This window comes from Paraburkholderia sediminicola, assembly GCF_046027355.1.
GTDB classification, from domain to species: domain Bacteria; phylum Pseudomonadota; class Gammaproteobacteria; order Burkholderiales; family Burkholderiaceae; genus Paraburkholderia; species Paraburkholderia sediminicola_B.
This window is the reverse complement of record NZ_JAQQEK010000008.1, coordinates 86,025-108,419: the sequence shown is the minus strand read 5'-3', so window position 1 is coordinate 108,419 and position 22,395 is coordinate 86,025. Positions and strand designations below refer to the sequence as shown.

21 protein-coding genes and 1 pseudogene are annotated in these 22,395 nt (G+C 62.0%); 12 read left to right on the top strand and 10 right to left on the bottom strand.

Annotated elements, in window-relative coordinates; all coding sequences use genetic code 11:
- Window positions 1-195: 195 nt before the first annotated feature.
- Entirely contained in the window at window positions 196-1,275 is a 1,080-nt protein-coding gene (locus PQR42_RS15845; RefSeq protein ID WP_408386675.1) for a porin, read from the top strand.
- Window positions 1,276-1,356: 81 nt separating this feature from the next.
- Here the strand turns inward: PQR42_RS15845 and PQR42_RS15840 are convergent, their stop codons facing one another.
- The 3 genes from PQR42_RS15840 to PQR42_RS15830 form a co-directional block, all read right to left on the bottom strand.
- Window positions 1,357-1,731: a cupin domain-containing protein gene (locus tag PQR42_RS15840; RefSeq protein ID WP_408205572.1), complete on the bottom strand. Its 375-nt coding sequence runs from the start codon at window positions 1,729-1,731 to the stop codon at window positions 1,357-1,359.
- A gap of 129 nt (window positions 1,732-1,860) precedes the next feature.
- The gene (locus tag PQR42_RS15835; RefSeq protein WP_408205573.1) at window positions 1,861-3,090 is read right to left on the bottom strand and encodes an MFS transporter; all 1,230 of its coding nucleotides are present in this window, start codon (window positions 3,088-3,090) and stop codon (window positions 1,861-1,863) included.
- A 354-nt stretch (window positions 3,091-3,444) separates the two neighbouring features.
- A complete protein-coding gene (locus PQR42_RS15830) occupies window positions 3,445-4,278 on the bottom strand; it encodes a hypothetical protein (RefSeq protein WP_408205707.1) in 834 nt (277 codons plus the stop codon).
- Between PQR42_RS15830 and PQR42_RS15825 the strand changes: the two genes are divergently transcribed.
- Entirely contained in the window at window positions 4,192-5,853 is a 1,662-nt protein-coding gene (locus PQR42_RS15825; RefSeq protein WP_408386801.1) for a putative bifunctional diguanylate cyclase/phosphodiesterase, read from the top strand. The two genes, PQR42_RS15830 and PQR42_RS15825, sit on opposite strands and share 87 nt — an antisense overlap.
- 13 nt (window positions 5,854-5,866) lie before the next feature.
- Here the strand turns inward: PQR42_RS15825 and PQR42_RS15820 are convergent, their stop codons facing one another.
- The gene (locus tag PQR42_RS15820) at window positions 5,867-6,616 is read right to left on the bottom strand and encodes a hypothetical protein (RefSeq protein WP_408386676.1); all 750 of its coding nucleotides are present in this window, start codon (window positions 6,614-6,616) and stop codon (window positions 5,867-5,869) included.
- A 389-nt stretch (window positions 6,617-7,005) separates the two neighbouring features.
- On the opposite strand from PQR42_RS15820, the gene PQR42_RS15815 reads away from it, so the two are divergent.
- The 3 genes from PQR42_RS15815 to ilvD all read left to right on the top strand — a co-directional run bounded on the left by PQR42_RS15815 (window position 7,006) and on the right by ilvD (window position 10,947).
- Window positions 7,006-7,785 (top strand): anti-sigma factor family protein, encoded by a 780-nt coding sequence (locus PQR42_RS15815; protein WP_408386678.1) that lies wholly within the window; start codon window positions 7,006-7,008, stop codon window positions 7,783-7,785.
- A 20-nt stretch (window positions 7,786-7,805) separates the two neighbouring features.
- Entirely contained in the window at window positions 7,806-8,813 is a 1,008-nt protein-coding gene (locus PQR42_RS15810) for a DUF1571 domain-containing protein (protein WP_408386680.1), read from the top strand.
- A gap of 271 nt (window positions 8,814-9,084) precedes the next feature.
- Entirely contained in the window at window positions 9,085-10,947 is a 1,863-nt protein-coding gene (gene ilvD, locus PQR42_RS15805) for a dihydroxy-acid dehydratase (RefSeq protein ID WP_408205577.1), read from the top strand.
- 49 nt (window positions 10,948-10,996) lie between these two features.
- Here ilvD and PQR42_RS15800 read toward each other — a convergent pair whose 3' ends face one another.
- Window positions 10,997-12,145 carry a tyrosine-type recombinase/integrase gene (locus PQR42_RS15800; RefSeq protein WP_408386803.1) on the bottom strand — a complete coding sequence of 383 codons (1,149 nt, stop codon included), beginning with the start codon at window positions 12,143-12,145 and terminating at the stop codon, window positions 10,997-10,999.
- Window positions 12,146-12,368: 223 nt separating this feature from the next.
- Between PQR42_RS15800 and PQR42_RS15795 the strand changes: the two genes are divergently transcribed.
- Window positions 12,369-13,433 (top strand): DNA-binding protein, encoded by a 1,065-nt coding sequence (locus PQR42_RS15795; protein WP_408386682.1) that lies wholly within the window; start codon window positions 12,369-12,371, stop codon window positions 13,431-13,433.
- Window positions 13,434-13,455: 22 nt separating this feature from the next.
- Here the strand turns inward: PQR42_RS15795 and PQR42_RS15790 are convergent.
- From PQR42_RS15790 to PQR42_RS15780, 3 genes and pseudogenes are all read right to left on the bottom strand, one after another.
- Window positions 13,456-13,782 (bottom strand): annotated as a pseudogene (locus PQR42_RS15790) (SDR family NAD(P)-dependent oxidoreductase); the annotation flags it as partial.
- 47 nt (window positions 13,783-13,829) lie between these two features.
- Window positions 13,830-14,429 (bottom strand): DUF4865 family protein, encoded by a 600-nt coding sequence (locus PQR42_RS15785; RefSeq protein ID WP_408386684.1) that lies wholly within the window; start codon window positions 14,427-14,429, stop codon window positions 13,830-13,832.
- Between the two features lie 108 nt (window positions 14,430-14,537).
- A complete protein-coding gene (locus PQR42_RS15780; RefSeq protein WP_408205581.1) occupies window positions 14,538-14,720 on the bottom strand; it encodes a hypothetical protein in 183 nt (60 codons plus the stop codon).
- A 142-nt stretch (window positions 14,721-14,862) separates the two neighbouring features.
- Between PQR42_RS15780 and PQR42_RS15775 the strand changes: the two genes are divergently transcribed.
- The 6 genes from PQR42_RS15775 (at window position 14,863) to PQR42_RS15750 (ending at window position 20,789) form a co-directional block, all read left to right on the top strand.
- Window positions 14,863-15,750: a LysR family transcriptional regulator gene (locus PQR42_RS15775; protein WP_408386686.1), complete on the top strand. Its 888-nt coding sequence runs from the start codon at window positions 14,863-14,865 to the stop codon at window positions 15,748-15,750.
- A 116-nt stretch (window positions 15,751-15,866) separates the two neighbouring features.
- Window positions 15,867-16,157: a co-chaperone GroES gene (locus PQR42_RS15770; RefSeq protein ID WP_007177123.1), complete on the top strand. Its 291-nt coding sequence runs from the start codon at window positions 15,867-15,869 to the stop codon at window positions 16,155-16,157.
- Between the two features lie 18 nt (window positions 16,158-16,175).
- A complete protein-coding gene (gene groL / locus PQR42_RS15765) occupies window positions 16,176-17,816 on the top strand; it encodes a chaperonin GroEL (RefSeq protein ID WP_408205582.1) in 1,641 nt (546 codons plus the stop codon).
- 276 nt (window positions 17,817-18,092) lie between these two features.
- On the top strand, window positions 18,093-19,133 hold the full coding sequence (locus PQR42_RS15760) for an aliphatic sulfonate ABC transporter substrate-binding protein (RefSeq protein ID WP_408386689.1): 1,041 nt from the start codon (window positions 18,093-18,095) through the stop codon (window positions 19,131-19,133).
- Between the two features lie 12 nt (window positions 19,134-19,145).
- Window positions 19,146-20,012 (top strand): ABC transporter permease, encoded by an 867-nt coding sequence (locus tag PQR42_RS15755; protein WP_408493678.1) that lies wholly within the window; start codon window positions 19,146-19,148, stop codon window positions 20,010-20,012.
- A 9-nt stretch (window positions 20,013-20,021) separates the two neighbouring features.
- Entirely contained in the window at window positions 20,022-20,789 is a 768-nt protein-coding gene (locus PQR42_RS15750) for an ABC transporter ATP-binding protein (RefSeq protein ID WP_408386691.1), read from the top strand.
- Window positions 20,790-20,855: 66 nt separating this feature from the next.
- Here the strand turns inward: PQR42_RS15750 and PQR42_RS15745 are convergent, their stop codons facing one another.
- Together PQR42_RS15745 and PQR42_RS15740 are read right to left on the bottom strand one after the other, a co-directional pair.
- The gene (locus tag PQR42_RS15745) at window positions 20,856-21,611 is read right to left on the bottom strand and encodes an amino acid ABC transporter permease (protein ID WP_408386693.1); all 756 of its coding nucleotides are present in this window, start codon (window positions 21,609-21,611) and stop codon (window positions 20,856-20,858) included.
- The gene (locus tag PQR42_RS15740; RefSeq protein ID WP_408386695.1) at window positions 21,608-22,348 is read right to left on the bottom strand and encodes an amino acid ABC transporter permease; all 741 of its coding nucleotides are present in this window, start codon (window positions 22,346-22,348) and stop codon (window positions 21,608-21,610) included. The genes PQR42_RS15745 and PQR42_RS15740 overlap by 4 nt, the downstream gene beginning before the upstream one ends.
- Window positions 22,349-22,395 lie beyond the last annotated feature (47 nt).

Here is a 22,395-nt window from a genome sequence, read left to right as displayed (position 1 = left end):
CGTTCTCGCCAACACCGTGAAAACCCGGATGACCAGATTCGGAATGTGGTGTTCCAGTCCGGAACCTTGTGCGCTGAATAATGGCTGGGCACTTTTGAGTCATTGCGCGGAGCACGGAACGTTCAACTCATTCAACAAAACGTGCCGTCACGCAAGCAACGATTTTGCAAAACTCATCAGTACAAGGGGACAAAAGTGAAGTCATGGCTCTATCCAGGCGTTGCAGCTGTCGTTGCAACGGCCGCACCCATCGCGCACGCGCAGAGTTCCGTTACATTGTACGGAATCCTTGACGTTGGGATTCAGTACACCACAAATCAGGCTGGTCACCATAGTGTGCAGGAGGCCAGCAGCATGATGCGTGGAGACCGATGGGGTCTTCAAGGCCGTGAGGATCTTGGCGGGGGACTCAGGGCGGTATTCAGGCTCGAAAGCGGATTTTCCCTGAACAACGGCGTGCTAGGCCAAAGCACAGCGACTGCCCAGAGAATATTCGGTCGTTACGCCTATTTCGGACTGGCGAACGACAAGGTGCAGGTGCTATTCGGACGACAGCCCGACTTCATGCTGGACTACCTGCAGACTACCGCGAATTCCTGGTACGGCACATCGCTTGAGTTTCACCCCGCAATCAACGCCAACTTCTTCGGGAACAACGGCAGCAATCCCTCGCTTGACCGCATTGGGGGAGGTGAAGTCGACAGTTCAGTGAAGGCGACGTGGAGTCCCGTGGAGTCACTCCATTTTGGCGCGATGTACGGGTTCGGCGATGCGCCCGGAATCGGATCGCCCAATAGCACGCAAAGCTATGGAGCGACATGGACGACGACCGGTGCGCTGTTGGGCGCCGTCTACACCACGCGCAAGGACAATATGACGCCAGGAACACTGCGTACGCTGGGCGTCGGCGGCACGGCATCTTTCGGCGATTTCATCTTCAATGCGCTCTACACCAACTCGAGGTGGACGCTTACCGGCGATGTAGCCGACATCTTCGATGTCGGTGTCCGGTACAACATCACGCCGTTCCAGGTTGTCGGAGCGGAATACACGTTCCTCGACAAGAACAATGGTCCGAAAAATGTCTTCTACGCAAGTATCCGAAGCACGTACGGCGTGATCTACGACTACAAATTCAGCAAGGCCACGGACATCTATGTGACCTACGTCTTCCAGCATGCGACGGGTGGCCGTCAGGCCCAGCTATTCGGCATGTCACTCAGCTCGAGTTCCGCGCAGGGCGTCGCGGCAATCGGCCTGCGCCACTATTTCTAGAGACGGTGGCCGCTGCGGCCTGAAGACCGCAGCGGCCATTCTGGGCACCACGCCCAAGCCAGCCCATTCAAACGATCGACCTCAAGTAGTTTCCACCGCCTTCTGCTTGCGGATGCGTGGCGGGTCATAAATGCTGAGCAACATCAACCAGCCCTCGCCAATATTTCGGATCGCATGCACCACGCCGCGCGGAATCCGGACGACTGATCCTGCCTTGACTTGATAACACCTGTCGGCGATGTCAATTTCGCCTTCGCCGTCGAGGATATAAAACGCGTGGTTATCCTGATCAATGTGCAACGGTGAATATCCGCCTGGCGCAACCTTCGCGATATCGATGTTGTAGGCGTCCGTGTATTCGGTGCCCAGAATGTTGAAGATGAATTCGTAGCCGCGCGATCCTTCAATCTGATGCGATCTCCACGGCGTATCGAAAGTATGGGTAATGTGGTTCATTCCAGTCCTCTCTTGATGATGGTGGCACTTTTGCCCAGGCGTGCTGGTTGGAAGTCGAAACATGACTGTTGCGACTTGAGGCGCCATGCGGGCGATGAGCGTCGCCGCATGGTGCGGGTCGTCGGATGATTATTGGCTGGCGTGCTCTTTCACAAACAGCATGCAGATCGCGCCCAGGAACGGGCCCACTGCGAGCGCGGCAAAGGCCATCTGGAATGAGTGGCTAGCCTGAAACACAAGGCCCACGACAGCCGGTGACATCGCCGAGCCCGACTGCCAGACCGCATTCGCGATGCCGGCGGCAGAGCCCGCCCGATTGATGCCGCTCTGCTCGGCAACCAGCGTCACCAGCAGCGGGCTATAGACGAATGCTCCGATGCCGACGAACGGAGCCGCGAGACGGAATGCATCGATATCCGAAAGCTGCCCGAACGCCAGCAGAACCACGAAGAAGAAGATAAACGACGCGACCGTCAATGCTTTCCGGCGTCCGCCCAGTTTGTCGGAGAGCCAGCCGATCGACGGTTTGCTGACGAGCCCTGCAACCCCTGCGATCGCCACAATGAATCCCGCTTGCACCGGAACGAGGTGATGTCCCTTTACCATGAGCGAAATCGCCCACGACGCAAAGCCGAGTGTGCCCCAGAACCCACCGCAGCCGGCGAGCGCAAGCAACACGAAGTTGCGCGTGAGGAGGGTCCTCAAGCGCAATTTTTCCGACGTGCGTCCCGACAGATTCACGTCGGAATGGGCGGAATGGTTGCGGACGATCACAGCCGTCAGGATCGCCAGTATCAGCGCACAAATACCAAGTCCGTGATAGGTGTTGCGCCAGCCAAGCTGTGTGACGACGCCAGGCAGAATCGCGTTGGTCACAATGACCGCGATGGACGACGCGCTCATCAGCAGACCGACTGCTCTCCCGCGTTCGTGCCGGGTAAACCATGTCGAAACGAGCTTCACGCCGGCCGCGTAGTCGGCGCCCGCAGTCAGTCCCATGACGCATTGCAATACGAGCCCCACAGCTAATGATGGGGTGTAACCGAAGCAGAACGTCGCGACCGCGAGGCCGAAAAGGGAGACTGACAGCGTTGTGCGTCCGCCGATCCGATCGGTCGTGACACCACCCACGACATTGGAGAGAACGTAGCCCGCGTAGAACGCCGTGACAAACACACCGAGAGCGGCGATGGGGAGCCCGAGTGACTGTCCGGCGGGAAGTGCCAGCGTTCCCCAGGCGAGGCGGCAGACCGTGCTGAGCATGAGCCCAGCCCACGCGAAAAACAGAATCACCCAGCGGAATCGGGCGACTTCTACTTCGTCACTACAGCCAGTTGGCGTCGGAATGGCCGCTTGCATACTGTCTCCTCGCTACGATTGTCGGCTCGCTTTCGCGAGCGGGAATAGTGTCTATGATCGTGCGAAAAACCGGTGAACAAAATCCGTCTACGGCAAAACCATGTTCCCGGCGTGGAACGACAGCGCGACACCTCCAGAAAATCCGGAACGTGCCGTAAACAAGCGGTGGTCCGACAAGACGCGGACCGGGATCAGCGTCGTTCGTTATTGACGTCTCCCAGAAACCGGCACCTCTGATGGCCTTCCGCCCAGCCTGCTCGAACAGATTAACCCGTCGACGTGACGTTCCACATTGGAGCAACCGTGACCAGACAGAAAGATACTCAAAGGCGTCGCCACCTGTGGCGAGGCAATTCAGGGGCAGACCCAGTCGAGCAGTCGGCGTCGAATGTGCCACCGGCGCGGCGCACTGCAGTATTTGGACTCATCCTCGTCCTGCTGAGCGTGCCGCTTCTGGTCTTCTGGGGAGCCTATGAAAGCTTGAGCGCCGGCTTCGCCGCGCAAGCTGCCAACGAGGCGGATAACGCTTTCGAGGAAGCCCGCTATAGCGTCGCATGGGAGGAATCGGCCGAACGCAAATACTTCCTCGACCCCCGTCCGGAAGTTCTGCGCGAGCACAGCGAAGCGGGCGCGGCACTGGATGCTTCGCTGAAGAAGGCGATGGCGCTTGAACCCGGCAGCAGCACGATGCTGCTCGGCCTGCTGGAAAAGCACGCGAAGTATCGATCGTTCGCCAAGCCGATGTTCAAGGCCGTCGACGATCACGACATCGCGAAAGCCAATGAGATCGACGAGGATTCGGCCGATCCGCTCTTCGACGATATCGAGCACCAGGTCCTCGCAGCAGCGGCACAGCATCGCGACGATGCGACGACGCAACTCAACCGGCTCGTTGCCGTGCAACGGATCGTCCTGATATCGACGCCTGTGGTTCTGGCGATCGGGGTGGGGCTGACGCTGCTGTTTCTGCAGATGCTGCGGCGGATTCGCAAGAACGCGGACGCGGCGGCCCAGGACGCGCTGCGCACGAGCGAACAGAGGCTGCAGGCGCTTGTCGCGAACACGTCGGACGCGATACTCGTTTCCGACATCAATGGGACGGTGACTTACGAGGCGCCGACGCGAAGACCGGATCCGTTGCGGAACATGGGTCAGCTCGTCGGCACCAGTCTGCTCGGTCCGATTCATCCCACTGATCGTCCCGCGCTGGCGGATCTGTTGCAGACCGTGGCGTCGACGGCTCGATCCACGAAGTCCATTGAGATTCGCACGCGAGGCGAGGGCGATACGTGGCGCTATATTCAGCTTACTTTGACGAATCTGCTCGACGAACCCGCGGTCGGTGCGATCGTGGCGACAGCGAGCGACATCACCGAAAGAAAGAACTTCGAGGAGCAACTCGCGCGAAGGGCGTTCTACGATACGCTCACCGCGTTACCGAACCGCGCACTGCTGCTTGATCGGATTGGTCAGGCCGAAGTTCGCGCGCGTCGACGCAATGCGATGATCGGCGTCGTTTTCATCGACCTGGATAACTTCAAGCGCGTCAATGACAGTCTTGGGCACCACGTGGGAGACCGGCTGCTGATCGCAGCGGCCAAGCGCCTCGAAGGCTGCGTTCGTCCCTCCGATACCGTCGCGCGATTGGGCGGAGACGAGTTCGTCATCCTGCTGGAACAGCTCGGCAGTGAAGCAACCACCGAAGGGACTCTGGTCGCGGACAACATCCTTGCCCAATTCAGTCAACCGTTCGATCTCGACAACAAACAGTACATCGTCAGCGCGAGCGTCGGGCTCGCATTCGCGCGCGCCGGTGGCGGCCGCGGCGATGCTGAAACGTTATTGCGGGACGCCGACGTCGCGATGTATCGGGCCAAGAATGGCGGAAAGGGCCGCTATGTGGTTTTCGAAGAGAACATGCACACCGAAGCCGTCAAAAAGCTGGAGATCGAGACGGATCTGCGTTACGCGATCGAGCATCGCGAACTACGCGTGTATTTTCAGCCCATCATGCAGCTTCAGGGGGCAGGGTTCAGTGAAATGGAAGCGCTCGTGAGGTGGCAGCACCCCACGCGAGGTTTGTTGCCGCCGTCCGAGTTCATTGCGATTGCAGAAGAAAGCGGCCTGATCATTCCACTGGGACGATACGTACTGGAAGAGGCTTGCCAGCAAGTCGCCCGCTGGCAGAGGGAGTTCCCAACCGAGCCGCCACTGCAGATCAGCGTCAATCTTTCCCCCCGGCAGTTCGATGATCCCAACCTCGTGGCGGACGTGGCGGCGGCGCTGTCCAGTGCTCAGATCGGCGCAGCGGCGCTGAAACTGGAGGTTACGGAAGGCCTGATCATGCGGGATACGGCAAAGAGCATCGAGACGCTCCGAAAGCTGAAAGAATTCGGTGTAACGATCGCAATCGACGACTTCGGTACGGGTTACTCGTCGCTCAGTTATCTTCGCAAGCTGCCGCTGGATGTGCTGAAGATCGATCGGTCATTCGTTCAGGGCATCGGCACGAGTGCCGAGGACGATGCGATCGTTCGAGCCGTCATCTCCATGGCGCAGTCGCTTGGGTTGTCCGTCACGGCCGAGGGGATTGAAACGAATGAGCAGGCACGGCTCCTTCGCGAATGGTCCTGTCAGGCGGGGCAGGGCTATCTTTTTTCACGGCCTCTGCCTGCGGAAGAGTTCACGACTCTGTTTCGCGCGCGTTCTTCCGGTTCCAACCGCAGCCATTCCGCAGGGGACGTCACCATGGAACCGCTCTGACGCGAGGCACGTTTCACATCATGCCGCCCGAGCTTCCAATGCCGCCCACCCCGGTCCCACCCGTGCTGTTATTCGGTGATACCGCAATCGGATGTGCCGCCCCCATCGTGGCCATCAGTGCGACGGCGGCGGCGGCCGGTTCGCCGTTGGCGTCGATGGCGCCGCGAGCGAGGAGCGCTTCGAGGTCACTGTCCTCGCCGGGTTGACCGGCAGCGAATGCGGCGGTCAGGAAATTGGGTGTGGACAGCGTAACACCATACGTTTGCTGCAGATTCTGGACGACCGCGGCCTGCGCAGTCAGAACGTTAGTCTGATTCGCCAGCGCCTGCTGAAACTGTGAGTTCACCCCGAAGCCGGCGATGAGTCCGGTTTCATTCGTGCCGAGTTGCGCCGCCAGATACGACACCAGCAGATCCGTCTCCGGCGTGACGTTGTACGTGCCGCCGGCGAACGCAACGGAATGCAGCGTCGTCACGCCCGAGGTCGCGGCGATCATGCATGGCATCACTGCGCCGAGCGTCGCGTGGTAGTTTCCGTTCGCATCCGCTGCGACCGACATCGAGCCCCGCACGCAGTTGATGTTGATCGTCGCGTTCGCAAGCGCCTTGCCAGTTGCCGCCGTGCCGGCGATCGAAACCATCGACGTGCCGCTGCCGCTGCCGCTGCCGCCACCACCGCCTCCGCAGCCGGCTGCCAACGCGACGGATGCCGTCAGCAGCATTGTGCCGACAGGCCGAATGAAGTGCTGCTGTCGAATGTTCATCGAAGTCTGCCGTTGGTTCGGACATGCTGTCTAAACGATTCGGCGCGGCCGCCTATTCCATCTTTCACGCAAACCTTCATGCTGCGAAAGCATGGCGAAATGGGCTGGCCTGAGCGGCGGCGCAGCTTTGCTGCCACAAATATTCACGGCTCCGCAACGGCAAACGCTCACTTCACACGATTGGAATAGAGCGCCCCCTACTGACGTTTACTCACGGTATTGACGCTGAAAGTTTCGGGCCCGTTCTGTGCCAGAACGTCATTTCCGGGCGGAAAGAAAGCTTTATGCCGCAGGCCCCGATTCGCCGCACCTGTGCGTGGATCTGCGACGGACGGCATTCCGACTTTGAGAGGCATCAGGGCAGGGTAGTTGCAACCTGCAAACGAGCCATGAACGACGACCGTGACCGCAGGAGGCAAGACTTGGGCGGTACGGATTTGCGGCCGCTATCGGCGTTTGCCGACAATGAGCTCTCCGCGTCGGAGCGTGCAGCCACGCTTGTTTGGCTGACGGCCGACCTGGGGGCGGCCGAACGCGTGGGCGATTACCGCGCGCAAAAAGCCGCGCTGACTGCATTGTTCAGCGATCCGCGAGACGATGCGCGTTGTATCGTCGTACGCCGTCTCACGCCGTGGTGGCGGCAGGCTGGCCTCGCAGCCTCCTGCATGGCGATGGGCGTGGCGCTCGGCTCGTCATCCGGTTGGGTGTCGGCGAATTTCGCGGTGGATCCACCCGTGTTCGCGGAGCGCGCCGACATCGCTTTCGCGGTGTACGCGCCCGAGCAACGCCACCCCGTGGAGGTCGCGGCGCTGCAACGCGATCAACTGGTCAACTGGCTGTCGCGGCGCCTCGATCGGCGGTTGTCGGTGGCTTCGCTTCGGGAATATGGATATTCGCTGATCGGCGGCCGCCTGCTGCCCGGCGAGTCCGGGCCTGCCGCGCAATTCATGTATCAGAACACGGTCGGCGCCCGGCTCACGATGTACGTCGCGGCGGTTCCGAAGGACGCGACAGCATTCCGCCTGTTTCGTGACGGTAATCGCAGCACGTTCTACTGGGGGAGTCAGGGAACGGGGTGCGCGCTGACAGGTCAGCTCTCTGAGGCGCAATTGCGACCCATGGCGATCGACGCATGCAGCATGCTAGGGCAACCCTTCAAACGCCGGTAAACCGGCCACGGATTTAACCCATGACGCTTTGTGGATTTGGCATTTCCAATCATCCGGTACGCCGGCGCATGCTACCTGCCGCGGGATGGCGGGCAATCGCGCGGACGTTGTTGCAGGTGCTCGCATTGGCGTGCCTGATCGTCTCAATGGGCGCGTTCGCCCAACCGACCAGTCCGATTGCGCCGGCTTCATCCGGCACAGCGGCGGAGTGCGCGGATGCCGCCACGTCGGATACCGTGAACGCCGACGTCGACCAGTTCCGGTGTCTCACGGCTCAAGAACAGGCAGCGTCATTGCGCACGCGGATCGAAAACCACTCGCTTCTGTCCCTGACCGACGATCAGATCCTTGCCCTGATGGGCGCGATGAAGCCGGAGGCCTTCGTCGAGTACGCGAAGTCCGACATGATTGCCGACGACGCCTACGAATACACCATGTTCCGCCAGGAGCGCATATCCGGAAGATGGCCGGAGCGGCCCGATCACATGGTTATCCGGTATCAGGACAGCCCTCGAAGAGTCTACGCAAAATGGCTGCCTGATGGCGCCCATGCGGGCCAGGAGATTGTTTACGACGAAACGGCGGACCCGAACAGCATCGTTGGCCATCTGGGCGGCCGGCTGCATGTCGTGTCGGGCAAGGTCGCCCTCGACGGCCCATTCGCGCACGCGCAGTCCCGCCATAGTGTCCGGGATCTCGGCTTGCAGTTCATCGCGCGCACCGTCGAGCACGATGCGCGCAGCTTTCGTGAAGAGGGCCTCAGCGAAAAGCCGACTCGCATCGAACTCATGAACGCGCACGGCACGCGGTTGCTTGCGTGGACATGGACCGCTCCGTCAGGACCGCCCGCGCATTACGCACGGCGCGTGAGACTGCTGTTCGACCTTCAGCACACCTGGCCCTGCGGCGAAGCCGCGTGGGACGAACAGGGCGGCCTGCTGGAACTGATCCGTTTCGAAGACGTCGAGCCTCGTCAGTGGAACGAATCCATTTTCGATCGGCGTAACCCTGAATACGGCTTCCGCTGATGCGCTGCCCGGCGCGACGTTCACGCAACCGCCGCTTTCTCGCCTTGACCGACCGTCCATTAATATCTTTTCCGACTTAATTGCACCGGAAAAATATATTGGACGTCTTAAGCGTCCTCTCGCACTATTCGTACCTTCCCAGCCGCACGCGCACGCGCGCGCCATTGCGAGCCATCGGTGGCAAGCGCCGCGCCGGTCGCCGTCCGCAATGACGCATCAGCCGGCCTGGGCAAAATTCTAATGTCGACGACCCCAATACCTGAGGATACAGATGCCTGACTATCGATCGAAAACTTCGACCCATGGCCGCAACATGGCCGGCGCGCGCGCCTTGTGGCGCGCCACCGGAATGAAGGACGGTGATTTCGGCAAGCCCATTATTGCGGTGGTGAACTCGTTCACGCAGTTCGTGCCGGGCCATGTGCATCTGCGCGACCTCGGTGCACTCGTCGCGAAGGAAATCGAAGCGGCCGGCGGCGTCGCCAAGGAATTCAACACCATCGCCGTGGACGACGGCATCGCCATGGGTCACGGCGGCATGCTGTATTCGCTGCCGTCGCGCGAACTGATCGCCGATTCGGTGGAGTACATGGTCAACGCGCACTGCGCCGACGCCATGGTCTGCATCTCCAATTGCGACAAGATCACCCCGGGCATGCTGATGGCCGCCATGCGCCTGAACATCCCCGTCGTGTTCGTCTCCGGCGGTCCGATGGAAGCGGGCAAGGTCAAATCGCCGACGGACGGCCAGGTGATCGCCAAGATCGACCTGATCGACGCGATGATCAAGGCGGCCGACCCGAAGATCAGCGACGCCGAAGTGGCCGAAGTCGAGCGCAGCGCCTGCCCGACGTGCGGCTCGTGCTCCGGCATGTTCACCGCGAATTCGATGAACTGCCTGACCGAGGCGATCGGCCTCGCGTTGCCAGGCAACGGCACGATCGTCGCCACGCATGCCTGGCGCAAGGGCCTGTTCGAACAGGCTGGCCGCCTGGTGGTGGACCTGTGCCGCCGCTACTACCAGGAAGAAGACGTGTCGGTCCTGCCGCGCAGCATCGCGAGCAAGCAGGCATTCGAGAACGCCATGGCGCTCGACGTGGCCATGGGCGGTTCGACCAATACCGTGCTGCACCTGCTGGCCGCGGCGCAGGAAGCCGGCGTCGATTTCACGATGTCCGACATCGATCGCATCTCGCGCAAGGTGCCGTGCCTGTGCAAGGCGGCGCCCGCCACCGACAAATACCATATCGAAGACGTGCATCGTGCCGGCGGCATCCTCGGCATTCTCGGCGAACTGGCCCGCGCGGAGCTGCTCGACCTGTCGTGCGGCAACGTGCACAGCGGCACGCTGGGCAACGCCATCGCCAAGTGGGACGTTGCCGGCGACGCGGGCGAAGAAGCGCAGAAATTCTTCCGCGCGGCGCCGGGCGGCATTCCGACCACCGTTGCGTTCAGCCAGGAAGCCACGTTCGCGTCGCTGGATACCGACCGCAAGACCGGCTGCATCCGCAGCAAGCAGAACGCGTATTCGAAAGACGGCGGTCTCGCCGTGCTTTACGGCAACCTCGCGGACAAAGGCTGCATCGTCAAGACCGCGGGTGTCGACGAATCGCAGTGGATCTTCTCCGGACGTGCGCGCGTCTTCGAGAGCCAGGACGACGCCGTCGAAGCCATTCTCGGCGACAAGGTCGTGGCGGGCGACGTGGTCGTGATCCGTTACGAAGGTCCCAAGGGCGGCCCCGGCATGCAGGAAATGCTTTACCCCACGTCGTATCTGAAGTCCAAGGGCTTGGGTAAGACCTGCGCGCTGTTTACCGACGGCCGTTTCTCGGGTGGTTCGTCGGGGCTGGTGATCGGGCATGCGTCGCCGGAAGCCGCCGAAGGCGGCACGATCGGCCTGGTGGAAGAGGGCGATGTGATCGAGATCGACATTCCCACGCGCAAGATGCACCTGGTGGTGTCGGACGAGGAATTGGCTCGCCGTCGCGAAGCCATGGAGGCACGCGGCGACAAGGCGTGGATGCCGGTGAATCGTGAACGCGTGGTGTCGCAAGCGTTGCAGGCGTACGCCGCGCTGGCGACCTCGGCCGACCGTGGCGCGGTACGGGATCTCTCGCAGCTTAAGCGCAAGTGATGTGGGACGGCTCTGGTGCTCGCTGTAGGGCGGCCAGGGCCGGCCGGATTCACTTCCCCTCGGGTTTGGACTCGTCCCAGTTCATGCGGTGACGATCGACCGTCTCGCGATGGCGCGCATCGTCCTCGGTATGGAGGTAAAGACTGGTCGTGTTGAGTGACACGTGGCCCAGGTTGTCACGGATCGTGCGCAGATCCACACCGCCGTCTGCTTGATGCGAACCCGCGGTATGTCGAAGCCAGTGCGCCGAGGCTCTTTCCAGTTCATCCGCCCGATCGGAGAACTCGGCGCCTTTGGAGCGCAACCAACTGGCAGCATTGCCAAAAATGCTCTTGATCGCGTCGTGAATGGCAGAGCGGGACAGACACCGGTTCCGGCCTCTGAATGGAATGACCAACGGCGTTTCCTCGCTCCGGGTGGGCAGGGGCGCCAAACCATGTCCAGTTCGATAAAGCCGCATTTCCTGAATCAGTTCAGGCGAGGCGGGGACAATGCGCTCCTTGTTCCCCTTGCCGAGCGTTTCAAGCCACCACTGATCTTTGCCGTCAGCGCCTAATCGCCGGGAAAAGTCCCCCATTTTCCCGCCGGCGACTTCAGATATGCGCATGCCCTGGAGATAGAACAGCGTCGTCAGCCAGCGGCTGCGGGCGTAATAGGCCCGCTCATCGGCAGTCTCGCGCGGCAGTTGCTCGACAAACACCTTCACTTCATCCCATAGCGACGTCGATAGATAACGCGTCACTCGAGGCGCGGAGCGTTTTGCGCGCTGTCGAAGCAGCGCCATGGGATTGCCCCGCAGATAACCGGCGTTGACCAGCCACGTGAACATCGCGTTCAGGATGATCAACGCCTGACGCTGGCTGGCCGGCGACAGCGGCCCATTGAACGGACGCCAGCGCTCGTCGCCGCGGGGAAATTTGCCGCCGGTGGCCGAAACCCAGCGAGCCGCCGGCTGTGGATCGACGAGAAACCCCTTGAACCGCAGCAGATCCTCGTGCGTCAGCGACGACAGCGGTTTGCCAAGTTGCACGACCGCCCAAAGCAGCAGCCGTTCGGCTTCCTTGCGATAGTTGTCGAAGGTCGTCTTCGTGTCCGCATAGTTCGACAGCCAGGCGCGGACGGCGTCCAGATCGTTGGTGGCCGACAGCTGTGAGCCGCCGACTGCGCCACGGTTGGTGCCGTCACGACCGTCGAGCATTTCGGGAACGACGAGCGATTCGACGGGCTGCACGGCGACGAGTTGAGCATCAGGCACGGTTTTAGAGGTCCAAAAGGCAGAGGTTCTATGCAAAAAGCGGCCAGTACATCATACACGACATTATAGTACTAATGTCGTGTAGTGCATAGATAGAAATTGGATAGTCAACGTTATACGTTGTATTATTAACATATTCGGACAAATCAACGCCCCAAGGATCCCCATGCCTCTTGAAGCCGACATTGAAGCGCTGCGTGAACGCGTCCCGGACACGCAGGAGCTCTATCGTGAGGTTTGCGCGCTGATGTTCTTCCGTTACGGAGAAACGCCGACAGCGAACAAGCTCTACCAATTGGTTCGCAAAGGCAGCATGAGCGCGCCGGCGAAAGCGTTGCGGGATTTTTGGGCGGAAGTCAGGGACAAGACGCGAGTCGACGTCGGGCAACCGGATTTGCCAGCCGAAGTCGCAACGGCCGCCGGTGAATTGGCCGCGACGCTTTGGCGGCTATCCGGTGACGCGGCAAACGCCGCGCTGGAAGTCTTCAGGCAGGACGCCCAGCGCGAAATTGCCGAGGCACGCGAACATGCACAAGGGTTGACTACGGAGCGCGACACTGCGGTCGCTGCCGCCGAGCAGACATCCCGCGACGCGGCAGAAGTCCGGATTGAAAACGCGAAACTGCTCGCTCGCCTGGTCGAACTGGAAACCGCCAAAACCATGCTGACCGAGCAACTCGCGCAATCCAGAAATGAAAGCACGGTCGCCTCCACGGCGTTGGCGGACGCCAGACGGGAATTCGCCGAGGAATTGAGCAAGCTACGTGTCATGCACAATCAGAGCGAACAGCGCCTGGCCGCGACTGAAAAGCGGGCGCTGCTGGAGATCGACAGCGAGCGGACGGCTGCGCGCCAGACGCGCCAGGAGCTGCAGGCAGCCATCGATCGGATGGCCGAGGCCCAGGCCACACATCAGGCAGAGCGAGACCAACTGCGCGACGCCCTCACTGCGGCGAAAACACAGTTGGCGACGTCGATGACACGTTGCGCGAGCGTCGAAGGAGAACTGGCGTCGCGGGAAACCGCGCTCGAGGAGCAGATAGCGGCGAGCGAACTCCTTCGCAAAAAGCTCGAAGCGCTGTCTCGTCAACTGGTGGAAAGCGGGCGCCCTGCTGCGATGTTCTCACCCTCTCCTCGCCGCCCGTCGTCAGTCAGGAGGCGGGGCGTGCGCCGCGATTTGAAGTTCACGGAAACAGCAGCGGTTCGCAGGTCAACCGCGGAAGACCGATGAAATAGCTGGCGCAACGCGGTGCGCAGTGTGATCGCAAAGTCGGCGCAAAAGGCACTCGAGCAAGGCCGCCAGTGAAATTCTGAATCGCGCCTTTGGTGGCCGCGTAGGCGATCAACCCCGGATTGGGATGATCCGCATTGATCGACGACGTATTCACGATCGACGCCCCAGGCTTCATATACTTCACCGCAGCCCGCGTAATCCTGAACATCGCGCCGATGTTGGTATCGAAGGTCTTGTCCCATTCTTCGTCGCTGATATCTTCGAACGACGGATAGCTCATCTGATAGGCCGCGTTGTTGACCAGCACGTCGAGCCGCCCAAAAGCCTCGACCGCTCGCTCGACGATCTCCTGCAGCATGCGTACTGCTCATGGAAAGCACGCATGCGCTGTATTCACAGCGTGGTCGGCGCAGCACGCACGGTTGACTCCCGCAGACGCGCCAGCCCCGGCGCGGCCAGATAGGCGATTTCATAACCGGCGAGACCCTCGATCGCACGCAACGGCGCCGAACTCAGCGTAAAACGCGCGAGCTTCCAGTTGAACGTGTCGAGACCCGCGAGCGACACGACGACGTCCTCGCGCGTGGCAATCCGCGCGTTGCGCTCAGTTTCGGCGGCACTCAACTCGCCGAGATCGACGCCCTCGCCGACCACCACCTCTTCACGGTAAATCGACAACGCAGGTGCGTCATGACCCGCATGCACAGCAAGCGGCAACCACGTCTGAATCGGCGGACGGCCGAACGATTCGATCACCGCCTCGAAGCGCGGGCCCGTCACGAATCTGGCCGCTTCGGCTTCGTCGAACCATAGATAAATCGACGCATAGGCGTTGTGCGGCGCCCCGTGCTGGTCGCGCTCACGCAGCGCGAAAGCCTTGAACGCGAGCCCCTCTGCGTGGTCCCAAAGCGGCCCGCGAGTTTGGCCGCGCGTGCGAATCTGCGACATGGCGTAGTCCGCAGGCAAGCGGTGTTCATATTGCTTGATGAGCATGATCGTCATTCCCTCGATGAGTGAACCTACAGGTTGCCCGAGCGGCAACGGGCGTTCAACGCCGGATTTCCGTATAGCTGCGATGAATCATCGCGAAGCACTGTACCGTCACAAGCAGCGAGCCACTGCGAATACCACAGCCGTCGTGCCCAGAATGATCAATGCGCCGGAACACAGGCCGGTCAGATGCGCGCACAGCGCGTCGTGCGGGTCGAGCTCGGCTTCGTCGCGAGCGGATAAAGCGGGCGGATACGGCTCGTTATCGTCATGATCCTGCGTGATTGCGCGCATGGCGTGTCCTTTCGATCAGGTCGAACGGCGCTCTCGCCGTCCGCTTGCCGGTTATCGTGGATAGCGCTAGCGTGTCACGGTCGGCACCGTTCATAAACAGGCTGCCGCGTATTTCAATGATGACAAATACAAATGAATCGCCATGAAGACACTCGACCTCGAAGCGGTGCGGGCTTTCGTGCTGGTGGCCGATCTGCAAAGCTTCACACGCGCCGCGGATGCGTTGAACAGCACGCAATCGGCAATCAGTCTGAAGCTCAAGCGCCTGGAAGACCGGCTCGGCCATCGGCTGATCGAACGCACGCCGCGCAGGGTGCGCCTGTCGCCGAAGGGCGAAGTGTTTCTGCAAGCCGCCCGCCGTCTGCTCGGCGCACATGACGATGCGCTCGGCGCGATGATCCACGAGCGCACCACGCTGAAAGTGGGCATCAGCCATCACATCGTCGGCGGCGAATTGCCGGTGTTGCTGCGGCACGTGCACAGTGCCGATCCCGGTCTGCTCGTCGAGATGCGCGTGGCGAGCTCGCGCGAGATCGAAGCCGACTTCGACCGCGGCGCGCTGGACGCCGCGCTGGTACTGCGTCACGACGACAGCCGCCGCGACGGCGAAACGCTGCAGAAGGAACCGTTCGGCTGGATGGCCACGCCCGACTGGACGCATCGCGCAGGCGACCCGCTGCGGCTCGCGACCCAACCCTATCCGTGCCGCGTGCGGGCCATGGCTGTCGATGCCCTGGACGAGGCGCGCGTGCCATGGGTCGAGGTGTTCGTCGGCGGCGGCATCGCGACGATCGGCGCGGCCGCGCAAGCGGGCCTCGCGGTCGCGGCGCTCGCGCTGCGCGTGGCGCCGCCAGGCACGATCGACGTGGGTCCGCGCCTCGGCTTGCCGCCTTTGCCGTCACGCGAAGTCGTGCTCTATTCGTCAACGTCAGACCCACAGGTCCGTGCCGCGCTGCGTACGCTGGTCAGCGCATTTCGTTCCGCACCCGGCGCCGCGTCTCTAGATGCGTTGCACGAGCCAAATGCCTAACGCTCATAACCTTCGATGAATCGCTTATTGGAGCGTCGCGCGGCATCTTTCTATACTCGATTCCGGTCAGCACTCACCACCGACGAGTGCCAGAATTCAACCGCGGAAATCGAACCATGAGCCTACGCCCCTTGCATGACCGCTTGATCGTCAAGCGTCTCGACCAGGAAACCAAAACCGCTTCGGGCATCGTGATTCCCGAAAGCGCCGCCGAAAAACCCGATCAGGGCGAAGTGATCGCCATCGGTCCGGGCAAACGCGATAGCGACGGCAAACGCATCGAGCCCGATCTGAAAGTCGGCGAACGCGTGCTGTTCGGCAAATATGCGGGACAGTCGGTCAAAGTCGACGGCAACGAGCTGCTCGTGCTGCGCGAGGAAGATGTCGTCGCAGTGGTCACTCAATAACGAACGGAGCGTCAAACCATGGCAGCAAAAGAAATTATTTTCAGCGACGTCGCCCGCTCGAAACTCGTCGAAGGCGTCAATATTCTCGCCAACGCGGTCAAGGTCACGCTGGGTCCGAAAGGCCGCAACGTCGTGCTGGAACGCAGCTTCGGCTCGCCTGTCGTCACCAAGGACGGCGTCTCGGTCGCCAAGGAAATTGAATTGCCGGACCGCGTGCAGAACATCGGCGCGCAGCTCGTGAAGGAAGTCGCTTCGCGCACCAGCGATGCCGCCGGCGACGGCACCACCACCGCGACCGTGCTCGCGCAAGCTATCGTGCGCGAAGGCCAGAAGTATGTGGCGGCCGGTCTCAATCCGTTGGACCTGAAGCGCGGCATCGACAAGGCCGTGATCGCCGCGATCGATGAGCTGAAGAAGATCAGCAAGCCGACCACGACCAGTAAGGAAATCGCCCAGGTCGCGACCATTTCGGCCAACGGCGAGGAGTCCATCGGCCAGCGTATTGCCGAAGCGATCGACCGCGTCGGCAAGGAAGGCGTGATCACCGTGGAAGACGGCAAGTCGCTCGACGATGAACTCGATGTCGTCGAAGGTCTGCAATTCGATCGTGGCTACCTGTCGCCGTATTTCATCAACGACCAGGACAAGCAGGTGGCCGTGCTCGACAATCCGTTTGTGCTGCTGCACGACAAGAAGGTGTCGAACATCCGTGACCTGCTGCCGATCCTGGAACAGGTCGCCAAAGCTGGCCGTCCGCTGCTGATCATCGCGGAAGACGTGGAAGGCGAAGCGCTCGCCACGCTCGTCGTGAACAACATTCGCGGCATTCTGAAGACCGTCGCGGTCAAGGCGCCGGGCTTCGGCGATCGCCGCAAGGCGCTGCTCGAAGACATCGCGATTCTGACCGGCGGCCAGGTGATCGCCGAAGAAACGGGACTGTCGCTCGAAAAAGCGACGCTCGCTGAATTGGGTCAAGCCAAGCGGATCGAGGTCGGCAAGGAGAACACCACCGTCATCGACGGCGCCGGCGACAGCAAGAACATCGAAGCGCGCGTGAAGCAGATCCGCGCCCAGATCGAGGAATCGACCTCGGACTACGACCGCGAAAAACTGCAGGAACGGGTCGCGAAACTGGCCGGCGGCGTGGCGGTCATCAAGGTCGGCGGCGCAACCGAGATCGAAGTGAAGGAAAAGAAAGACCGTGTCGACGACGCACTGCACGCGACGCGTGCCGCTGTCGAGGAAGGCATCGTGCCGGGCGGCGGTGTCGCGCTGATTCGCGTGAAGCAGGCCATCAGCGGACTCAAGGGCGTGAACGCCGATCAGGAAGCGGGCATCAAGATCGTGCTGCGCGCGCTTGAAGAGCCTCTGCGCCAGATCGTGACGAATGCCGGCGAAGAAGCCAGCGTGGTGGTCGCGAAGGTCGCTGAAGGCGCGGGCAATTTCGGCTACAACGCGCAGACCGGCGAATACGGCGATCTGGTGGAATCAGGTGTGCTCGATCCGACCAAGGTCACGCGCACGGCGCTGCAGAACGCGGCATCGGTCGCGGGTCTGCTGCTGACCACCGACGCCACTGTCCATGAGGCACCGAAGGATGCACCGGCAGCGGGCCAACCCGGCGGTCCGGGCGCGGGTGGGCCGGGGCTCGATTTCTGAGGACTGTTTGCCGCGAGAGATCGCGCGGTTGCATACCGCGCGGTTAAGCGCAATGAGCACGGGCCGGCATCCGCTTTACCGCGAGCCGGCCCGCGCTCATTGCGCTCTCCTCCGCTCTCCCGATGCAAGCGTCGCAGCATCTCGACGCTCTGTCATCACGGCGTCACCGCAGCCAAAGCGCGCGATGTGCTTTGGTTGTGAGCTTTTATTCGTTCGCTTGCAGCCGCGAGTTGGGTACATTCAAAGGTCATAACGGAATAACGCAAAGGACCAGCCATGCCATTCTTTCGGGGCGCAGCACGACTATCGATCACCCAGGGGCCGGCTGCAGTGCGCCGTCTTCTGACCGCTGCGGCGGTTGCCGCCTCCACGCTGACGAGCCTCGCGCCGGTCACGGCAAACGCCGCTCCGCCAGCCGAGTTGAAGCTCGACTATGCATACTATTCGCCGGAAAGTCTGGTCATCAAGCGTAACGGCTGGCTTGAACAGGAACTGGCAGCGGATCACACGCAAGTGAAATGGGTGTTGAGTCTCGGCAGCAACCGTGCGCTCGAATACCTGAATAGCGGCGCGATCGATATCGGCTCGACGGCCGGCCTCGCCGCCGTGCTCGGCAAGGCCAACGGCAATCCAATTCGCGCCGTCTATGTTTTCTCGCGTCCCGAATGGACCGCGCTCGTCGTCCGCAAGGATTCGCCGATCCGGACACTCGCTGATCTGAAGGGCAAAAAGATCGCCGCCACCAAAGGCACCGATCCTTTTCTATTCACGCTGCGCGCGCTGCACACCGCCGGACTGTCGCGCGACGACGTCGAGATCGTGAATCTGCAACATCCCGATGGACGTGTCGCGCTCGCCAACGCTCAGGTGGATGCGTGGGCCGGTCTCGATCCGCACATGGCCGCCGCGCAGATCGACGACGGCGCGCGCCTGCTCTACCGCAACATTGACTTCAATACGTGGGGCTTGCTCGACGCGCGCGAAGACTTCATCAGCGCGCATCCCGATACGCTGGCGCACGTCCTGAAGGTTTACGAAAAGGCACGCTTATGGATCACGGCCCATCCTGAAGAGACCGCGAAAATCGTCGCCGAGGAATCGAAGGTGTCGCTGCCGGTGGCGAAACTGCAGTTGAGCCGCAACGACTTCAGCCAGCCGCAACCGGGCGCCAAACAGCTCGCCGCGCTCAAGGCCGCCGCGCCGATTCTCACGCAGGAGCAACTGGTCAAACCGGATACGAACCTGAACCAGATCATCGACGCGTTGATCGATGCAAAACCCGCGCAGCCCATCATCGCGGCCGACGCCGGCAAGTAAGCCCGCCTCACGATCATGGCTACCGACGATTCACTGTCGCTCGACGATTCCGCATCAACCGCTCGACGGCATCGCGAAGCGCCGCCACGACGCGATCCGCTGAAGGCCTGGCGCGTGGCGGGACTTGCGCTGCCGCTGGTTTTTCTGCTGCTTGTCGAAGGACTGGTCCGTCTGTCGGTCTTGCCCGCGCACCTCGTGCCCGCACCCAGTTCGATTGCGCAAACGCTGTGGGACATGGGCGGCGCGCGGCTTGGCCGGCATATCGGCGCGAGCTGCCTGCGCGTGTTCGCGGGCTTCGGGATCGGCTCGGCTCTCGCGCTGTTGATCGGCGCGGCGATGGGACTGAGCCGGCGCATCGATGCGCTGCTCGATCCGGCCTGTCAAGCGTTGCGCGCGATTCCGTCGCTTGCGTGGGTGCCGATCCTGCTACTGTGGATGGGCATCGACGAAGCGCCGAAAATCACGCTGATCGCAATTGGTGCGTTTTTTCCCGTGCAATTGAGCGTCGTCGCGGGGATTCGCGATGTCGATCGAAAGCTGATCGAACTCGGCGAGGTCAATCGGCTCGATCAGCGGGCGCTGTTCACCCGCATTCTGTTACCCGCATCGCTGCCGCAAATCTTTACCGGTCTGCGCACCGGACTCAGTCTTGCGTGGATGTTCATGGTGGCCGCCGAACTGATCGCCGCGACTCGCGGCCTTGGCTATCTGCTTAGCGACGGACGCGAAACGGGACGCCCCGACATTGTGTTCGGCGCGATCCTGTTGCTCGCCTTGCTCGGCAAGTTGAGCGACAGCGTCCTCAAGTCGATCGAAACGCATACGCTGTCGTGGCGCGACTTCGCTGCCGAACGTCAGCCCTCACGAAGAGTCGTGTAGCACCCCCCTATGTCGACAGTTTCCCTTTCTCGCCCGCTTCTCGACGTTCGCGCCGTCAGCAAACAGTACGACGGCCGTGCGGTGCTCGAGCGCGTGCGTTTCGAAATCGGGCGCGGCGAGATCGTCAGCCTTGTCGGACCAAGCGGCTGCGGAAAGAGCACGCTGTTGCGCGCGATCGCGGGTCTCGACCGGGATTTCGACGGCGAGATACGGCTGGACGGCGTGCCACAGCACGGCCCGTCGGCGCGGTTGGGCGTGATCTTCCAGGAGCCGCGTCTTCTGCCCTGGCTTTCGGTCGCCGACAACGTCGCATTCGCAGCAGGCCCGCGGCGTGGCAGCGATCCGCGCGTCGCCGAGCTGCTCGGTGAAGTCGGTCTCGCCGATGTGCGAGAGGCGTTGCCCAAGCAGCTTTCGGGCGGCATGGCGCAGCGCGTCGCACTGGTGCGCGGACTCTTCTCCCAACCGGACCTGTTGCTGCTGGACGAACCGTTCAGCGCCGTCGATGCGATGACCCGCGCGCGTCTGCAAGACCTGTTGCTTGCGCTCACACGTACACACAACACAGCAGCCCTCCTCGTCACGCACGACCTCGACGAAGCGCTCTATCTATCCGACCGCGTGCTGTTGCTCGCATCGCCCGATGGCAGTGGCGCGGGACGCGTCGTGCGCGATATCGCCATCGACACAGCGAGGCCGCGCGACCGGCGCGACCTGTCGTTGATGGAACTGCGCGCGCAGTTGCTGGACGGATTGACCGGGACTGTCGGGCAGCACTGAAAGTCGCGGATCGGCACAGGTCACACCAACGAACCCGCGCGGCGCCCGCTGCGCATACTCATCGCGTCATGGCATCGCCACGCCATGTTCTTTGCCGCACGCCGTGCCGGTGTCGGTGTCGTCCGTGTCCGCGGCGGTGGCGCGAGCGGCCGGCGCGCGCAACAGCACACGAGAAGCAACCCATTGCAACGCGGAGCACAAAACCAGATACACGATCCCGACGAACACGAAAATCTGCGCGGGGTAAATCATTAGCCGGCTATTGACCTGATTGGCGAGAAAGGTAAATTCCGGCACCCCGACGATATACGCGAGCGAGGTGTCCTTCGCGAGCGACACCCACTGATTGACGAACGACGGCATCATGACGCGCACCGCCTGCGGCAGCACCACATAACGCAGCGCCTGCCAGCGCGTGAGCCCGAGCGACAGCGCCGCGTTCTGCTGGCCTGCTCCAATCGAGACAATGCCCGCATGCACCGAATGCGACAGATACGCGCCACCGATCAACGACAGCGCGCACACCACCGCCGCCAGACCCGGCACGTCGACGTGCAGCAGAATCGGCATCAGGAAGAACGTCCAGAAAATCAGCATCAGCACCGGAATCGCCCTGAAAAACGCGACGATTCCGAGCAGGAGCAGATGCGCGGCGCCGCGCGTCATCGAGAGCGCCACGCCGCCCGCCAACCCTACCGCAGCGGACAGCAACGCCGACACGACCGACAGCACGACAGTCAACGCCGCGCCGCCCAGCGGCCCATTGGGGAACGCACCGAACAGCAGATAGCGCAGCGTCGGCAGCCATTCGAGCGCACTCATGCGTGTCCCCCTTGCACAGCACGTACACCTGCGCGTTGCCAGATCACCAATGCCGTTTCGATCAACGCGATGGTGACGACATACAGCACCGTTGCCGTGCCGAAGGCCTGAAAAGTCCGGAAGCTCTCCGTGTCGACTTGACGCGACATATACGACAGCTCGGCCACGCCGATCGCCATCGTCAACGATGAGTTCTTCACGATATTCATGTATTGCCCCGCGAGCGGCGGCGTGGCGATGCGCACCGCTTGCGGCAGGATCACGTGACGCAAGGTGGCGTAACGCGTCATGCCCAATGCGGCGCCCGCCTGGTATTGCGCAATGCCCACGCCGCGGATGCCGGCGCGAAACTCTTCGGCGATGAAGGCGGTGCTGTAGCAGGTCAAGCCGAGCCAGCCGGCGAACAGTTCGAAGCTCGGCCAGCGCAGGACAATAGGCCCGGCGCTCAATAGATGCGGCGCGTTCAGCCACGTCATCCAGTGTTCTGGCAACAGCGTCGCCGCGCCGAAGTACCAGAATAGCAACTGCACCAGCAGCGGCGAATTGCGAAACACGAGCACGTAGAGCCGCGCCGTTGCAGCGACCATGCGATGTTGGGAGATTTGAGCCATCGCCAGCCCGAAGCCTAGCAACGTGGCGCATACGCTCACGCACGCCGACAGAACCAGGGTGATGACAAAGCCGTGTGCGAGCCAGTCGAGATAGCGGGGCTCCAGCCAGAGATTCATGAAATGCATTCGAAAAAAAGCGGTCTTCTATCAGCAAGACGGCCCGGCCGCTCGTT

Excerpts from the sequence above, each read along its gene's own strand:
- PQR42_RS15800 (WP_408386803.1), bottom strand. The coding sequence starts at position 12,145 with ATGCTCGACGGTCGTGACGGCACCAACCGTGGCGCAGTCGGCGGCTCA.
- ilvD (WP_408205577.1), top strand. The coding sequence starts at position 9,085 with ATGCCTGACTATCGATCGAAAACTTCGACCCATGGCCGCAACATGGCC.
- PQR42_RS15835 (WP_408205573.1), bottom strand. The coding sequence starts at position 3,090 with ATGCAAGCGGCCATTCCGACGCCAACTGGCTGTAGTGACGAAGTAGAA.
- PQR42_RS15820 (WP_408386676.1), bottom strand. The coding sequence starts at position 6,616 with ATGAACATTCGACAGCAGCACTTCATTCGGCCTGTCGGCACAATGCTG.
- groL (WP_408205582.1), top strand. The coding sequence starts at position 16,176 with ATGGCAGCAAAAGAAATTATTTTCAGCGACGTCGCCCGCTCGAAACTC.
- PQR42_RS15785 (WP_408386684.1), bottom strand. The coding sequence starts at position 14,429 with ATGCTCATCAAGCAATATGAACACCGCTTGCCTGCGGACTACGCCATG.
- PQR42_RS15795 (WP_408386682.1), top strand. The coding sequence starts at position 12,369 with ATGCCTCTTGAAGCCGACATTGAAGCGCTGCGTGAACGCGTCCCGGAC.
- PQR42_RS15810 (WP_408386680.1), top strand. The coding sequence starts at position 7,806 with ATGACGCTTTGTGGATTTGGCATTTCCAATCATCCGGTACGCCGGCGC.
- PQR42_RS15815 (WP_408386678.1), top strand. The coding sequence starts at position 7,006 with ATGAACGACGACCGTGACCGCAGGAGGCAAGACTTGGGCGGTACGGAT.
- PQR42_RS15770 (WP_007177123.1), top strand. The coding sequence starts at position 15,867 with ATGAGCCTACGCCCCTTGCATGACCGCTTGATCGTCAAGCGTCTCGAC.
- PQR42_RS15760 (WP_408386689.1), top strand. The coding sequence starts at position 18,093 with ATGCCATTCTTTCGGGGCGCAGCACGACTATCGATCACCCAGGGGCCG.
- PQR42_RS15840 (WP_408205572.1), bottom strand. The coding sequence starts at position 1,731 with ATGAACCACATTACCCATACTTTCGATACGCCGTGGAGATCGCATCAG.
- PQR42_RS15750 (WP_408386691.1), top strand. The coding sequence starts at position 20,022 with ATGTCGACAGTTTCCCTTTCTCGCCCGCTTCTCGACGTTCGCGCCGTC.
- PQR42_RS15830 (WP_408205707.1), bottom strand. The coding sequence starts at position 4,278 with ATGAATCGGACCGAGCAGACTGGTGCCGACGAGCTGACCCATGTTCCG.
- PQR42_RS15740 (WP_408386695.1), bottom strand. The coding sequence starts at position 22,348 with ATGCATTTCATGAATCTCTGGCTGGAGCCCCGCTATCTCGACTGGCTC.
- PQR42_RS15745 (WP_408386693.1), bottom strand. The coding sequence starts at position 21,611 with ATGAGTGCGCTCGAATGGCTGCCGACGCTGCGCTATCTGCTGTTCGGT.
- PQR42_RS15780 (WP_408205581.1), bottom strand. The coding sequence starts at position 14,720 with ATGCGCGCAATCACGCAGGATCATGACGATAACGAGCCGTATCCGCCC.
- PQR42_RS15775 (WP_408386686.1), top strand. The coding sequence starts at position 14,863 with ATGAAGACACTCGACCTCGAAGCGGTGCGGGCTTTCGTGCTGGTGGCC.